The sequence below is a fragment of the Brevibacterium album DSM 18261 genome, assembly GCF_000426445.1.
Lineage (GTDB): Bacteria > Actinomycetota > Actinomycetes > Actinomycetales > Brevibacteriaceae > Brevibacterium > Brevibacterium album.
The window spans coordinates 495,499-510,504 of sequence record NZ_AUFJ01000009.1 but is presented as its reverse complement, the minus strand read 5'-3'; the positions used below and the strand labels follow the sequence as shown (position 1 = coordinate 510,504).

12 protein-coding genes are annotated in these 15,006 nt (G+C 72.4%); 7 read left to right on the top strand and 5 right to left on the bottom strand.

Annotated features, from left to right (window positions below):
* Nucleotides 1-205 precede the first annotated feature (205 nt).
* The 5 genes from K318_RS0102360 to K318_RS18780 all read right to left on the bottom strand — a co-directional run bounded on the left by K318_RS0102360 (nt 206) and on the right by K318_RS18780 (nt 6,661).
* Nucleotides 206-1,297, bottom strand: a complete 1,092-nt coding sequence (locus K318_RS0102360) for a phosphate ABC transporter substrate-binding protein PstS (RefSeq protein WP_029088286.1) — start codon at nt 1,295-1,297, stop codon at nt 206-208.
* A gap of 299 nt (nt 1,298-1,596) precedes the next feature.
* Nucleotides 1,597-2,571 (bottom strand): NUDIX hydrolase, encoded by a 975-nt coding sequence (locus K318_RS0102355; RefSeq protein WP_029088285.1) that lies wholly within the window; start codon nt 2,569-2,571, stop codon nt 1,597-1,599.
* Nucleotides 2,568-4,730, bottom strand: coding sequence for an RNA degradosome polyphosphate kinase (locus K318_RS0102350; RefSeq protein ID WP_029088284.1), 2,163 nt, complete (start codon nt 4,728-4,730; stop codon nt 2,568-2,570). Before K318_RS0102350 ends, K318_RS0102355 begins: the two co-directional genes overlap by 4 nt.
* A gap of 1 nt (nt 4,731) precedes the next feature.
* Nucleotides 4,732-5,793: a GNAT family N-acetyltransferase gene (locus tag K318_RS0102345; protein ID WP_211233257.1), complete on the bottom strand. Its 1,062-nt coding sequence runs from the start codon at nt 5,791-5,793 to the stop codon at nt 4,732-4,734.
* A complete protein-coding gene (locus K318_RS18780; protein ID WP_084499515.1) occupies nt 5,786-6,661 on the bottom strand; it encodes a response regulator transcription factor in 876 nt (291 codons plus the stop codon). The genes K318_RS0102345 and K318_RS18780 overlap by 8 nt, the downstream gene beginning before the upstream one ends.
* 234 nt (nt 6,662-6,895) lie before the next feature.
* Here K318_RS18780 and K318_RS0102335 point away from each other — a divergent pair, with 234 nt between their 5' ends.
* From K318_RS0102335 to K318_RS0102300, 7 genes are all read left to right on the top strand, one after another.
* The gene (locus tag K318_RS0102335; protein ID WP_029088282.1) at nt 6,896-7,675 is read left to right on the top strand and encodes a hypothetical protein; all 780 of its coding nucleotides are present in this window, start codon (nt 6,896-6,898) and stop codon (nt 7,673-7,675) included.
* Nucleotides 7,676-7,847: 172 nt separating this feature from the next.
* Nucleotides 7,848-8,633 carry a heme-binding beta-barrel domain-containing protein gene (locus K318_RS0102325; RefSeq protein ID WP_029088281.1) on the top strand — a complete coding sequence of 262 codons (786 nt, stop codon included), beginning with the start codon at nt 7,848-7,850 and terminating at the stop codon, nt 8,631-8,633.
* Nucleotides 8,630-9,499: a hypothetical protein gene (locus K318_RS0102320; protein WP_029088280.1), complete on the top strand. Its 870-nt coding sequence runs from the start codon at nt 8,630-8,632 to the stop codon at nt 9,497-9,499. The genes K318_RS0102325 and K318_RS0102320 overlap by 4 nt, the downstream gene beginning before the upstream one ends.
* Nucleotides 9,500-9,531: 32 nt before the next feature.
* On the top strand, nt 9,532-10,836 hold the full coding sequence (gene ygfZ / locus K318_RS18775; protein ID WP_084499514.1) for a CAF17-like 4Fe-4S cluster assembly/insertion protein YgfZ: 1,305 nt from the start codon (nt 9,532-9,534) through the stop codon (nt 10,834-10,836).
* 202 nt (nt 10,837-11,038) lie between these two features.
* Complete coding sequence (gene gabT, locus K318_RS0102310) at nt 11,039-12,403, top strand: 4-aminobutyrate--2-oxoglutarate transaminase (protein WP_029088279.1); 1,365 nt, start codon at nt 11,039-11,041, stop codon at nt 12,401-12,403.
* Nucleotides 12,404-12,537: 134 nt separating this feature from the next.
* Nucleotides 12,538-13,626, top strand: a complete 1,089-nt coding sequence (locus tag K318_RS0102305) for an LLM class flavin-dependent oxidoreductase (protein ID WP_029088278.1) — start codon at nt 12,538-12,540, stop codon at nt 13,624-13,626.
* 169 nt (nt 13,627-13,795) lie between these two features.
* Nucleotides 13,796-14,905: a C40 family peptidase gene (locus K318_RS0102300; RefSeq protein ID WP_029088277.1), complete on the top strand. Its 1,110-nt coding sequence runs from the start codon at nt 13,796-13,798 to the stop codon at nt 14,903-14,905.
* Nucleotides 14,906-15,006: the final 101 nt, after the last annotated feature.

Below are 15,006 nucleotides of genomic sequence, written 5' to 3'. Positions count from 1 at the left end.
CAGGGGCCCGGAGACCGGTGGAGCGGATGGTGGAGGAGGGGACCCGGGGCTCCGGTGCGCGCGGCTGCGCCGTCGGTTCCTGGCGGGAGCATGCGTCCCGATGCCCCGACACAGCGGTGCCGCCGGCTCACTGCGGAGGTGAGCCGGCGGCAGAATCGTCCGGGGAGTTCGGCCCCGGGACGGATCCCTCTGCCGGATGCGGGTCTCAGCCCTGCACTCCGATGCTGCCGATGCGCTCGGCGGCGCCCTCGCGGGTCGCCTCGTCGATCGGGGCGCTGCCGGCGGCCTCGGCCGCGGCGTCCTGGCCCTCCTCGGAGATGACGTACTCGGCGAAGGCCTTCGCGAGATCCGCGGTCTCCTGGTCCTGGTACTGCTGGCAGTAGATGTGGTAGGAGACGAGGACGATCGGGTAGACGCCCGCCTCCTCCGTGGAGCGGTCGAGCTCGACCGAGCCGTCCTCGTTCGTCTCCGCGCTGGAGACGGCGGAGGCGGCGGCCTCGGCGGAGTAGGGGACGTACTCCTCGCCCACGCCCACCGAGACGGTGCCCAGCTCGCCGATCTGCGAGGCGTCCGCGTAGGTGATCGCACCATCGGTGGACTGGGTCAGCGAGACGACGCCGGAGGTCTGCTGCGCGGACTCGGCGGCGATCTCCGACGGCCAGGTCTCGACCTCGTCGAAGCCCCAGGCATCGCCCGCGGCCTCGTGGAGGTAGGCGGTGAAGTTCTCGGTGGTGCCCGAGTCGTCAGCGCGGTGCACCACCGTGATGGGGGTGTCGGGCAGTTCCACGCCCTCGTTCTGGGAGGCGATGGCCTCGTCGTTCCACGTGGTGATCTCGCCGGCGAAGACCTTCGCGATGGTCTCGGCGTCCATATTCACGGTGTCCACGCCCTCGAGGTTGAAGGCGACCGCGACGGGGGAGATGTAGGCGGGGACGTGGAAGACGCCCTCGGGCCCGCACACGCTCTCGGCCTGCGCCTTCTCCTCGTCGTCCATCGCGGCGTCGGAGCCCGCGAAGGTGTACTGGCCGTTGAGGAAGCCCTCGCGGCCGGAGCCCGAGCCCACCGGGTCGTAGTTGACGGTCAGGCCCGCCGCCGCGTCCGTGACGCCCTGGCTCCAGGCGGTCATGGCGGCCTCCTGCGAGGACGCGCCGCCGCCGATGAGGGTGCCGGAGACACCCGAGTCCTCACCCGCGCCACTGCTGCCGGCGCCGGCCTCGGGGCCTCCGCCGCACGCGGACAGGGTGAGCGCACCCACGGCGAGGAATGCCGCAGCAGTGCCGAAACGCTTGAGCTTCACGTCAGTGCCTTTCACTCATCTTCAGGTCGTGCCGGGAGAGGATCCTCTCGCCCCGGCTGCAGGCCTCACGCTACGAGCGCTCGGTGTATCGGAAGGTGTGCGGACGTGAATGGAAGGTGAATGACGGCCCACGACCGCGAGGATTCGGTCACAATCGCATCACAGGCGGAAGCGCCTGTGATGCCGCTCATGCGCCAGCCCTGTGCCTCTGCCGGTCTGTTCCCCTGCCGGCCCGTGCCCGCACCTCAGCGGACTCCGGGCACGCTCACCGCGCTTCGGCGCACCGCCCGCGCCTCCGCTCATGCGTCGATGGGACGGTACCGTTCGAACTCGACGATGCGGGGGACGGGGCCGGGGCGCACGTAGGCGACGAGGATCTCGCCGGGATTCATGAAGGGGTCCTCGGCCGGCAGCCGCTCGGCGAGGCCGGCGGGGGAGAACTCCGCGAGGACGTCGAGGACGGTCGGCAGCACCGGCCGGTGTGTGGACACGACGGCCGGGACGCCCTTGCGGAGGATCTTCCGCAGCACCCGCGCGGTCTTCTCCGGATCCGCGGCATTCGCCTTCTCGCTGAGGGAGCCGCGCAGCCGGATGGACCTGCCGGTGGCCGCGGAGAAGGGCTTGAGTGTGGCGACGCAGCGCTTCCAGGGGCTGGAGACGAGCTTGCGCAGGTCCCAGCAGCTCAGCAGCCCCGTGAGCGCGAGCGCCTGTCTCGTGCCGACGGCCAGCAGGGGCCGTTCCTGCTCCGTCTCGTGCCATTTGGCACGGGGGAAGGCCTTGCCGTGGCGCACGACGACGAACGGCCATGCGCCGAGGCTGCCGGTGGCGTGCGCGTGCACGACTCTGTCCAGCTGCTCGCGGTCGTGGTAGCGGGTGAGCAGCTGCGCGGCGCGCTCGGGGCTCACCCACCGGGTCTCGTCGATCTCCTTCGGATCGGCGATCTCGTCCGCAGGGCCGCCGGTGACCTCCGCGGCCCAGTAGGAGACGTGCTTCGTGAGCCTCCGGCCCACGGTGTAGCGGGCGCTGGGCAGGGGCAGCCCCAGGGTCACCCGGTAGCCGGTCTCCTCCCGGATCTCCCGGACGGCGGCCTCCGGCAGCGTCTCGCCCGGGTCCACCTTGCCCTTCGGCCACGACCAGTCGCCGTAGCGGGGGCGATGGATGAGGAGGACCTCGATGCCGTCGGGCGTTCGCCGCCAGAGGACTCCTCCGCCGGCGAGGACATCGGCGCCGAGGCGCGCGGACTCCCCGGCGTTGCTCACCGGAGCGGGGCTCATGCGGGCAGCCCCCCGCGGCGGCCGTGGGCCCGCACCAGGGTGTCCTGGTAGTCGCGCAGGGGTGCGCCCTCGGCATCGTGCGTCCGCCGGGCCCACTGTCCGCCCGGCTCCAGCCAGAAGTGGGCGGTCCCGTCGGAGAACGCGAGGTCGAACATCTCCCGCACCTTCGCGATGTGCTCGGGGCGCTCGAGGCGCACGAGCGCCTCCACCCGGCGGTCGAGGTTGCGGTGCATGAGGTCCGAGGAGCCGATGAGGGCCTCGGCGTGCGCGAGGTCCTCTCCGTGCTCGAACACGAACGCGCGCGAGTGCTCGAGGTACCGGCCCAGGATCGAGCGCACCTCGATGTTCTCGCTCAGGCCCGCGATGCCCGGGCGGATGGCGCAGATCCCGCGGACGAACAGCTGGACCTGGACGCCCGCGCGCGAGGCGAGGTAGAGGGCGTCGATGAGCTTCTCGTCCACGATCGAGTTGACCTTGATCCGGATGCGGGCGCGCTCCCCGCGCTGTGCCCTGCGGGTGGCCTCCCCGATGTGCGAGAGCAGCCCCTCGCGCACGTGGTTGGGGGCGACGAGGAGGCGTGAGTACTCGGTGCGCGGGGCGTAGCCGGAGAGCTGGTTGAACAGCTTCGTGACGTCCTGGGTGAGCACGGGGTCCGCCGTGAGCAGCCCCAGGTCCTCGTAGAGGCGGGCGGTCTTGGGATGGTAGTTGCCCGTGCCCACGTGCGCGTAGCGGGCCAGCCGTCCGCGTTCGTGCCGCACCACGAGGCACAGCTTCGCGTGCGTCTTCAGGCCCACGATGCCGTAGACGACGTGCACGCCGGCCCGTTCGAGCTTGCGGGCCCACGTGATGTTGTTCTCCTCGTCGAACCGGGCCTTGATCTCGACGACTGCGAGCACCTGCTTGCCCGCCTCGGCCGCCTCGATGAGGGCGTCGACGATGGGGGAGTCGCCGCTGGTGCGGTAGAGGGTCTGCTTGATCGCGAGCACGTCCGGATCCGCGGCGGCCTGTTCGATGAACGCCTGCACGCTCGTGGAGAACGACTCGTAGGGGTGGTGGAGGAGGATCTCCCTCTCCCGCATCGCCTTGAATGCGTCGGGCTGGTCGGAGGACTCCTCCGCCGCGAGATCGCGGTTCATCACCGGCACGGCGCGCGGGAAGTGGAGGTCCTCGCGGGGGATGGCCGAGAGCGCGCTCAGCCCGCGCAGGTCCAGGGGCTCGGGGAGCTCGTAGATCTCCGATTCGTCCATGCCGAGCTCGCGGACGAGCAGCTCGCGGGCGCGCGGGTCCATGTCCTCCGTGACCTCGAGGCGCACCGCGGGGCCGAAGCGCCGGCGCAGCAGCTCCTTCTCCAGGGCCTTGAGCAGGTTCTCGGCATCGTCCTCCTCGACCTCGAGGTCCTCGTTGCGGGTGACGCGGAAGCAGGAGGAGGAGACCACTTCCATCCCCTCGAAGAGGGAGCCGAGGTGTGCGGCGATGATGTGCTCGATAGCGACGAAGCGGCCGGGGCTGTCCGGGCCGATGGGGCGCGGATCGTCCGCACCGCCGGGCTCGGTGACGTTGAAGAAGCGCGGCAGCACGGGCGGGACCTTGACCCGGGCGAAGTGCTCGACGCCGGTGCGCGGATGCCGCAGGAGGATGCCGAGGTTGAGCGAGAGCCCGGAGACGTAGGGGAAGGGGTGCGCGGGGTCGACGGCGAGCGGTGTGAGGACCGGGAAGACGTCGGTGAAGAAGAACTCGTCCACCCGCCTGCGCTCGGCGCGGGTGAGCGCGTCGATCCCCACGAGGTAGATCCCCTCCTCCTCGAGCTGCGGGCGCAGCACATCGCGGAGGAGCTCGGCATGGCGGCGGACCAGCATGCGCGCGTGCTTGGAGATCGATCGCATGACGGCGCGCGGCTGCGCGCCCGTGATGGACGGCACCGCGAGGCCCGTCGAGATGCGGCGCTTGAGCCCGGCCACGCGGACCATGAAGAACTCGTCGAGGTTCGAGGCGAAGATCGACAGGAAGCTCACGCGTTCGAGGAGGGGGATCTCCGCGTCCGCCGCGGTCTCGAGGACGCGCTGGTTGAAGGCGAGCCAGGACAGCTCGCGGTCGAGGAAGCGGTCGTGGGGCGCGGGCAGCGCATGCTCCTCGCCGAAGGCGGTGACATCGTAGGGCATCTCAGGCCTCCGGCGGTGCGTAGCTGACATGGGTGACGGTGCGGACGAAGCCCGTGCCGCGATAGAGGGGCAGCGCGCTCGCATTGTCGCTCTCGACATAGAGCTCGATCGCCTCGGCGCCCGCATCCGCGAGCCGGCGCATGCCCTCGAGCAGCAGGGCGCGGCCGAGGCCCCGGGCGTGCAGCTGCGGGTCCACCGCGATGACGTAGACCTCGCCCATCCGCAGGCCGGAGGGGTGGTCGGAGTGCATCTTCGTCTCGTGGAATCCCGCGAGGCGGTGGTCCGCGGCGCGCTCGGCCATGACGACGGAGTCCCGGTCGAAGGCGGGGTCGGCAAGGCGCGCGGCGTACCCGGACACCGGCTGACCGCCCTGTTCGGGGTGCCAGCTGAATGCGGCGTTGTTCACGCGCGCCCAGTCCTCGGCGTCGCCGGGTGCGGCGCTGCGGAGGACGATGCCCTCGGGCACCTGCGGCGCGGGAAGGGAGAGGGGGGCTGCGGCTTCCGCGGTCGTGTCGTCGGGCGAGGCGGTGGCTCCCGCGGCCGCGCCGGGCTCCGCGACTGCCCCGCCGGACTCCGCCGGGGCCTCTGCAGCGGTCCCCGCGAGCCGGTTCGTCGTGAGCTGGAGGAGCTCGCGCGCTCGGGCGTACCCGGCCTCGGCGGCCAGGTGCGCAGCGGCGGGATGGTCCCCGTGCGACCAGAACCATGCGCGCTCGCCCTGCTCGGCGAGGAGGTCCGCCAGCGCCGTCACGAGGGTGCGGCCGTGCCCGGCACCGCGCAGCTGGGGCGCGACGACGGCCTCGGCGGCCCAGCGGGTGCCCTGCAGGGCCGCGACCGCGACGCCGGCGAGGGCGGGGGCTTCGGCCGAGGCCGGGGAGGAGGGCTCCTCGCCCGAGGCCGGGTCCGCGAGGGCGAGGACGAGCGCCTCACCGCGGGCGGCGGCCTCGAGGAGGCCGTCGGAGAGCGGTGCGATCCCGTCTGCGGCGGCGGCCTCGGCGAGGAGGTCCGCAGCCGGTTCGAGCGAGTCGAGCCGGACCACCTCGACCTCTGCATGGCGCTCAGGCATGTGCGCTCCCATTCCTCTCCTCCTCGTCGTGTGCCGTGCTCGCCGGTCGTTCCCTCCGCCCGGGCCCCTCCGATCCCGGTCCCTGTCCGGCGTCCCGGCCGGCGGGGTCCGTCCGGGCCGATCCGGTCTCCGAGGGACCCGCGGCCTCCTCGCCGACGGCGGATTCGCCCGGGTGCGCACCGGCGGCGCGCTCGGCGATCTCCGGCGAGAAACGGTATCCCACATTGCGCACCGTATGGATGACCTGGTCGAGCTCCGCCCCCAGTTTGGCCCGCAGGCGGCGGACGTGCACATCGACGGTGCGGGTGCCGCCGAAGAAGTCGTAGCCCCAGACGTCCTGGAGTAGCTCGGGCCGGGTGAGCGCCCGCCCGGCGTTGGCCGCCAGATGCCGCAGCAGCTCGAACTCCTTGAAGGTGAGGTCCAGCTGCCGGCCGCGGACGAACGCGACATAGGCGTCCTCGTCGATCCGGAGCGGGCCGACCTCGATGACCGCGGCCTCGGCGGCATGCTCGGGGGGCTGCCCGCGCGCGGCGGCGAGTCTCAGGCGGGCGTCGACCTCGGCAGGACCGGCGGAGGCCAGGACGATGTCGCTCATGCGCCATTCCGGGTTCGCGGCGATGAGCCCGCCCTCCGTGAGGACCGCCAGCACGGGCTCCTCGCGTCCTGCCTGCTCGCACACCCGCGTGAAGCCGGCCGCCGCCGTGAGGTCCGCGGTGGCGTCGAGCACGATCACGTCCGCGGGCGCCGCCGAGGCCAGCGCGTCCATGCGCGTCCCGGTGTGGGCGACGGAGTGGGGGAGGTGGGCGAGTGCGAGGAGCACGGGGCCCGTGGCGGGCCGGGCGCCCGGGGTGACGTGCAGGACGCGCATCGCGGGCTCCTTCGGGCTGGCACGTGTCGGAACGGGGCCTGGCAGTGTGAGGGTCTCCGGTGCAGGAGACCCGGACCTGCCCCTCCGGTCCGGACCCGAGCGCTCCGGGTGACCTCGGCAGTATATCGAGAGGTGCGCCTTCGCAGGCCGTGCACGGGAGCCCGCGGAGGCCTCTCGCCCCCGTCGGAGCGGGCGATGGTCCGGATGAGGCAGGATGGAGGGGTGTTGAGATGGATGCGCGTTGTGATCGCCCTGTGCCTGACGCTGGGACTCGGAGGCTCTGCCCTGTTCGGGTTCTCCGTGTTCGCGCCGGCGGCATGCCTCGTCGTGCTCGGCGTGGCCTACGGCTGGCCGCGCCTGACCGATTCCCCTCAGCCGCGCTCCACCTCGATCATGCTCGCGCTGTTCGGCATCGCCGGGGTGACCGCGACCTGGCTGTCGGAGACCTCGCCGTACCTTGAATGGCTCCCGACCCTGGCCGGCGTGGGACTCCTGTGGGCCTTCGTGCAGAACCTGGCGCGCGGGATCGGGGCCTCGCACGCCGTCGCGAACGTCTCCGCGCAGGTGGCGGGCCTGGTCATCTCCCTCTCCGCGGCCTCCTGGGTGGCCGCCTACAAGCTCCCCACCGACAACGGCAGCGTGCTCACCGGCCTCATCGCCCTCGTGCTCGCGCTCGCGGCGACCGCGCTGCCGCTGCCCGCGCGCTTCACCGCGCCGCTCGCGATGGCGGTGGGGCTCACGGGCGGCCTGCTCGGCACCCTCGGCAGCACGCAGGACGATCTCGGCCTGCTCGCCGCCGCGGTGCTCGGGTCCATCATGGGCCTGCTGGCCGCCGCCGTCGACCGCCTGCTGGGCCTCGTCGCCGACTCCAAGTTCCAGGCTGCCAAGCTGGCGCAGGCCCGCGGCACGCAGAAGGCGCGGCACTTCGCTGTGCAGCTGACGCTCGGGGCGGCCCCCATCGCGCTCGGCGGCGTCGTCGTCTACGTCCTCACCCGCGTCCTCGGCGCGGGCTGAGGCCGCGGACCGGACCGCTCGCATACAGGTCCGCGGGCTGGGATACGATGGGCGCATGGACTACTCCGGACTCGTCGTCTTCTTCGAAGCACTCGTCGTTCTCGCCGGCCTGGGCGCCCTGGCCGTCGGGATCAAGGTCGTCACCAACCTCTTCAAGGTCAAGCGCTGACCCATGCCGGTTGAGATCCCCGTCGATCTGCAGCCCGAGCTCGTTCCCCTCGCCTGGCTGATCGGCACGTGGGAGGGCCGGGGCGCCGTCGTCTACCCGGACGTCGAGGAGCGCGAGATCGCGCAGCGCATCGTCTTCGAGCGGGTGGGCGAGCAGCCCTATCTGCTCTACCGGTGCGAGACCTGGCTGCTGGAGCCGGCCTCGGGCGGGGCAGCGGACGGCTCCGAGGCCGGTGCCGGGGATGAGGGCACTGCCGGTGATGCCGATGCCACGGGTGCTGCGGTCGCGGGAGACCCCGCCGGAGCTGCAGAAGCACGGGAGGCGGGATCGCGGGAGCCGGGCTCGGGCGCGCCTGAGGCAGCCGATGAGCCGGTCGTGGGGCCGGTGCTGGGCGTCGAGACGGGCATATGGCAGCTCGCGCGGGAGCGCGGTGCGCATGACACCGGCCCGGGCCTGCTCCCGCCCACCGCCGATTCCCCCTTCGCCACTGCCGAGGCCGTCGAGGAGCTGCGCACCGAGCGCGGCGATTTCGCGATCGAGGCCTCGATCGCCTACCCGCACGGGCTCATGGAGCACTACACGGGACGGATCGCCGGACCGCGCGTGGACCTCGTCGCCGACGGCGGGGTGCGGACGCCGCAGGCCAAGGACTACCGCAGCTCCAGTCGCATGTACGGCCTCGTGAACGGCGATCTGCTGTGGGCCTGGGACATGGCCGCGGGGCGGACCGAGGCCGTCTCCCACGCCTCCGCCCAGCTCAGCCGGGTCACCCCCTCCGTGCTGGGATGAGTGCCGCGGAGGCGCGGCCGGCGGGACGCGCCCGCCTGCGCGGCGCACTCGTCTCCGCCCTCGTGGTGGTGCTCGTGCTGGCGCTGCTCGCGGCCGCTTCCGCTGTCGTCGTCAAGGAGCGTGTGGAGCGCCTCAGCTCTGCGCTTGAGGGAGCCTCCGCCTCCGCCGAGGACCTCTTCGACGACCTCATCGCCGATCCCGAGGCCGCTTCGGACAGCCTCGACTCCGTCCGCGTCGCCCTCGACGAGGCACGTGATGAGATGACGGCCTTCCCCATGCCGGTCCTCGAGTTCGTGCCGGGGGTGCGGAAGAACACGGCTGCGGGCGCGGAGGCGCTCGATGTCGCGGACTCCCTCGTCGACGACGTGGTCCCCACGCTCATCGACGCCGCCGTCCTCGTGGACCTCTCGACGGGCAGGCTGCGCAATCCCGGTGAGCTCTCCGGCGGATGGGGGCAGAGTGCGGATAGCGCACAGACGGTCATCCGCGAGGGCGCCGATGCCCTCGACGAGCTCTGCGGCGCCGCGGACCGCCTCGAGGCCATCGACACCGCGCCGCTCATGGACCAGGTGGCCGGCTCCGTCACCCGGTTCGCCGAGGCCGTCCGGGGTGCGTGCGAGCAGGCCTCGGAATACGAGACCGCTCTCGACGCATTGAGCCTGGGAGGACAGCTGGCGGATCAGCTGGGCGAATGGGGACGGGAGCTGGGAGACCGGCTCGGGGACCTGGGCGATCTGGGCTCCGGCCTCGGCGAGGGCTTGAGGCTGCCCGAGCTGGGCGACCTGCCCGAGATCAGGATTCCCGGATCGGGCGAGCTGCCCGAGATCCCGGACCTGCCGCCCGTGCCGCACCTGCCGGGACTCTGAACCAGCCGGGACCCTGAGACGAGGAGACGACGATGAGCACGCACAGCGGACAGGAGCGCGGCGAGGGCGCGGCGGCGGACCAGGGCGGCGCCCCTGCCGAGGCGCCGCAGCGGGCCACGACCGAGGCGCCCCTGCCGAACTCCCTCCGGTTCCCCCGCTCCGAGGCCGTGTACGGCACCGGCGCCCACGGGGGCGAGGTCGCGCACTTCGCGGAGCCCCTGCGCGAGCAGCGGGCGCTTGCGACGGGGCGCGCCCTGGCCGATCTCTCCGCGATGCGCGTTCTGCGCCTCACCGGGCCCGACCGCCTCACCTGGCTCAATTCGCTCACCACGCAGAAGGTCGACGGACTGGCCCCGGGCACCTCGACGGAGACGCTCGTGCTCTCGCCCACGGGGCACATCGAGGGCTGGCTTCGGATCGTGGACGACGGCGAGGCGCTGTGGGCGGTCTCGGACGTGCGGACGGGCGAGGCCGTGGACTTCCTCGACCGCATGCGGTTCATGCTCCGCGTCGAGATCGCCGATGTCACGGACTCGCACCAGGCGGTCGGCTTCATCGGTGCGCCTCCCGCGGACCTCGACGCGGCGGCCGTGTGGAACGACCCCTGGCCGGCGATCGGGGAGGGGTCCGCCTCCTATGCGCAGATCGACGCGGGAGCGCCCGCGGCCTCGGCCTCCCACCCCGGCCACGCCCTGGACTTCCGGATCGCGGTCGTGGAGCGCGGCATCCTGCGTGAGTGGGCGCATGCGGACCTCGCCGTCGCGGGCCGCGATGCCTGGGAGGCCCTGCGCGTGGAGGCCTGGCGGCCCGGCGCCCCCGAGGTCGACCACAGGGCGCTCGTGGGAGAGCTCGACGTCCTGCGCACCGCCGTGCACCTCGCCAAGGGGTGCTACCGGGGGCAGGAGGCGGTGGCGCGCGTGCACAATCTGGGCCAGCCGCCCAGGCGCCTCGTGTTCCTGCACCTGGACGGCTCCGGTCACGTGCTTCCCCGCGCCGGCGCCGAGGTGCGGGCAGAGGTCCGCGGCGCCCAGCGCGCCGTGGGGCATGTGACGACTGCCGCGCTGCACTGGGAGCTCGGGCCGATCGCGCTCGCGCTCGTCAAGCGCAGCCTCGACCCCGCGGCGCCGCTGCAGGTCGTGGTGACGGAGGGCGAAGGCGGTGCGGCGGCTCCTGCCGCGGATGCCGAGGGCTCAGGCGCCTCGGACGCGGGCACTGCGGTTGGTGGGAACGCCGCCGAGCTCATCGCGGCCGCGCAGGAGACCATCGTGGCGGTGTCGAAGGAGAAGGCCGTCACGGCACCCCCGCGCAATGCGGACGTGGACGCCCGCCGTCGCTGAGGCGAGAGCCTGCGCCGCCTGCCTCCCACCCCTTGCGCCGCTGCCCGCCCCGGCATACCTGAGCGTTCAGCGGCACAGGGGGTGGGGCTCGGGGGTGGTGACCGGGAACCGAGGTGTGCGGCACGCCGCTGCGCACCTTCATGGGCTTCCTGCACCGACCTGTGCCCGTGACAGCGCTCACGGCGCGCGATAGATTCGAGGCATGACTGTGCTTGAGACGGGCGGAGACCAGCTGCCGCAGGAACGCAGGATCGTCACCGAGATCCCGGGGCCGCGTTCCCGGGAACTGGAGGCACGGAGGAAGAGGGCGGTGGCGCCGGGCGTGGCCTCGAGCCTGCCGGCCTACATCGTGGCCGCCGGGGGAGGGGTCCTCCGGGACGCGGACGGCAACCAGCTCATCGACCTCGGCTCCGGCATCGCCGTGACGACGGTGGGCAATGCGAACCCCCGGGTGGTCGCCCGTGCCAAGGAGCAGCTGGACGCGTTCACGCACACATGCTTCATGGTGAATCCCTACGAGGGCTACGTCGAGGTCGCGGAGGCGCTCAACCGCCTCACCCCCGGCGACCACGAGAAGCGCACCGTCCTGCTCAACTCCGGCGCCGAGGCCGTGGAGAACGCGGTGAAGATCGCCCGCGTCCACACGGGGCGCAACGCCGTCGTCGTGTTCGACCACGCCTACCACGGCCGCACCAACCTCACGATGGCGATGACCTCGAAGGCCGCGCCGTACAAGAAGGGCTTCGGCCCCTTCGCCGGCGAGGTGTACCGCGCGCCCATGTCCTATCCGTACCGCGATGACGCGGCGGCGGGCACCAAGGTCTCCGGTGAGGACGCAGCCGCGCGGGTCATCGAGATGATCGACCGGCAGATCGGCGCCGATGACGTCGCGGCCCTCGTCATCGAGCCCATCCAGGGCGAGGGCGGCTTCATCGTGCCCGCCGAGGGCTTCCTCCCCGCGCTCGCGGAGTACGCGAAGGCCAACGGCATCGTCTTCGTCGCGGACGAGGTGCAGGCCGGCTTCGCCCGCACCGGCGCCATGTTCGCCTCCGAGCACGAGGGGATCGTCCCGGATCTCGTCACGACGGCCAAGGGCATCGCCGGCGGACTGCCGCTCGCAGCGGTGACCGGCCGGGCGGAGATCATGGACGCGGTCGGTGCGGGCGGCCTCGGCGGCACCTACGGCGGGAACCCCGCGGCCGTGGCCGCCGCACTGGGCGCGATCGAGGCCTATGAGAGCGACGGCCTCGTGGCCCGCGCCCGGGAGATCGGCGAGATCCTCGTGAAGCGCTGCGAACGGCTGCAGGCGCAGTTCCCGGAGGTCGGGGACGTCCGCGGCCGGGGCGCGATGCAGGCCGTCGAGCTCGTCCGGCGCGATTCGCTCGAGCCGAACCCGGAGCTCGCGAAGGCCGTGGCCCAGCACGCGGGGGCGAACGCCGTGCTCGTCCTCGTGACGGGCACCTTCGGCAATGTGCTGCGCTTCCTGCCGCCGCTCACGATCTCCGATGCGCTGCTGCACGAGGCCTTCGACGTGCTCGAGGAGGGCTTCGCCGCCGCGCTGCGGTGAGCTCGCGTCTCCGTTCCCGCGCATGTCTCACTCTGCTTCGCTGTCCCGGCGGATCAGCGAAGCAGAGTGAGACACGAGCGCGGACTGAGACGCGAGCGGGGATGAAAGCGCAGGCCGCGGACGTTGTCGCGGACATGACTGCGCCTCTCTCCCTCTCCGTCCTCGATCTCATCCCCGTCCGTCTGGGGCAGACCACGGGGCAGGCGCTCGCGGCCTCACGCGAGCTCGTCCGCGCTGCGGACCGCCTGGGCTTCACCCGCTACTGGGTCGCGGAGCACCACAACATGCCCGCCGTGGCCTCGACGGAGCCCGCGGTGGAGCTCATGCACCTGGGGCAGGGCACCTCGCGCATCCGTCTGGGCTCGGGCGGCGTCATGCTGCCCAACCACGCGCCGCTCGCGGTGGCCGAGCGGTTCGCCCTGCTGACCGCGGTGTTCGGCGACCGGATCGACATGGGGATCGGGCGCGCACCGGGGACGGATCCCTATACCTCGGCGGCGATGCGCGGGCACCTGGGCGAGGCGCGGGTGGTCGATGCGCAGGGTGCTCCCCTCGACCCGGTGGAGCAGTTCCCGCAGCACATCGTCGACATCCTCGCCCTGCTCTCCCCGTCCGGTGCCTCGATCCCGGTGCGGGGCGGGGAGCACGTCCTGCACGCCTCGCCGCGCGTGGACGAAGCGGCGCAGGTGTGGCTGCTGGGATCGAGCGGCTACTCCGCGCAGCTGTCCGCGGCGCTGGGCCTGCCCTACGTCTTCGCCAACCACTTCATGGGCAATGGGACCGAGGCCGCGATCCGGCTGTACCGCGAGTCCTTCACCCCCACTGAGCACGGCAGCGAGCCGCGCACCTTCGTCACGGTGAACGCGGCGGTGGGGGAGACCGCGGAGGAGGCCTGGGAGCTGGTGCAGCCGTTCGTCTACCAGATGGGCGCACTGCGGATCGGCCCCAAGCTCGAGCCGCAGCGCCTCGTGGGCGAGGACGTGGCGTCCGTGATGACGGAGGGGCACAGGAGGATCGGCGAGTCCATGTGGGACACGTGGGCGGTGGGCACCGCGGCCGAGGTCGCGGAGCGTCTGCGGTCCATCGCTGCGCACTTCGAGGTGGACGAGATCATGATCCAGCCGATCGCCGGCGCCCGTCCGGACGATCCCATCGACTCCGTCCCCGCGCGCGTGCGGACGGTCGAGGCGCTCAGCCGCGAGTTCGACCTCGAGCGGGCGTGAGCCTGCGCCCGGTCAGGTGACGGATCGAGGACTCGCGGCGCTGAATGGTTCCCCTCCGCGGGGTGAGCCGGTATCGTCATGTGTCTGAACGGTGTCTTCCCCCATGCATCGCCGTGGTGTGCGCTCCCGCGCGTCCGCACAGCGGTGCGAGACCGAAAAGAGAACGAACGTGAGAGCGAAAGCATTGCTGCCTGCCCTGGGCGTGTGCGCGCTGGCACTGACCGCGCAGCCCGCCCTGGCCTCGACCACTGCTCCCGGCGCCTCGGGAGCGGCCTCCCCGCAGACGATGGCCGGAGGTGCCGACGACGGGGGCGCGCTCCGCCTCGAGTCCGACGGCGAGCTGAAGAAGGGCGACACGGCCTTCGTCTCCGTGACGACCGCCACCGTCTGGTCGGAGAAGGATTCGCCGCGCAAGGTCGATGAGCCCGCGCTCGGCGCCTCTCCCGACCTCAGGGCCTGGGACAGGGCGCTCGACCGCAGCACCGAGACCCGGCGCGGCCTCACGGGGCTCGTGGAGACCCAGGCGGGCTACGGCTCCGAGGTCGAGATCCTCGAGGTGGACGGCTCCTGGGCGCAGGTGGCCGTCGTCGACCAGGAGACGCCCAAGAGCGAGGACGGGTATCCGGGATGGGTGCCCACGGCGCAGCTCGTGGAGAACGACCGCTTCGCCGAGCTCCGCGAGGACCAGCCGGCGGCCGTCGTGACCGCGAAGTCCGCCGAGCTCGCGGACGTCCAGTTCGCCGAGTTCGACGGCGATGCCCCCACGGCGCCGATCAATGCGGAGCTGCCCCTCATCGCGCAGGACGAGGACGACGTCCGGGTGGCCCTGCCCGCGGGCGGGGCGGCCTGGATCGCCATCGGCGATGTGCGGATCGAGGATCCCGACCACGGCTTCGAGCTCGATGAGCCCACAGGCGCCGATCTCGTGGAGACGGCGCGGCAGTTCGAGGGCGTCGACTACCTCTGGGGCGGCGTGAGTCCGCTCGGCTTCGACTGCTCGGGCTTCACCTACACGGTGTTCCGGGCGCACGGGATCGAGATCCCCCGCGATGCGGGCGACCAGCAGAACACCGGCCGCACGGTGTCCTCGACCAGCCTCGAGGCCGGCGACCTCCTCTTCTTCGCCCGCGGAGGCAGCGGTCGCGCCCACCACGTCGGGATGTACATCGGCGACGGGAAGATGATCCACGCGCCCAACGCTTCGAAGGACGTGGAGGTCGTCGACTGGCAGTCCTGGGACCGCGGGGGCCAGTTCGCGGGAGCCAAGCGCCACCTGTGAGCTCCTCCAGCTCCCCATGAGCGGATCCGAGCCGGCTGAGGCCCCCAAGGGTTCCTCCGGGCCCGTGGCCTCCCGGTTCGTCAGCTCAGCATGTTTGTGTC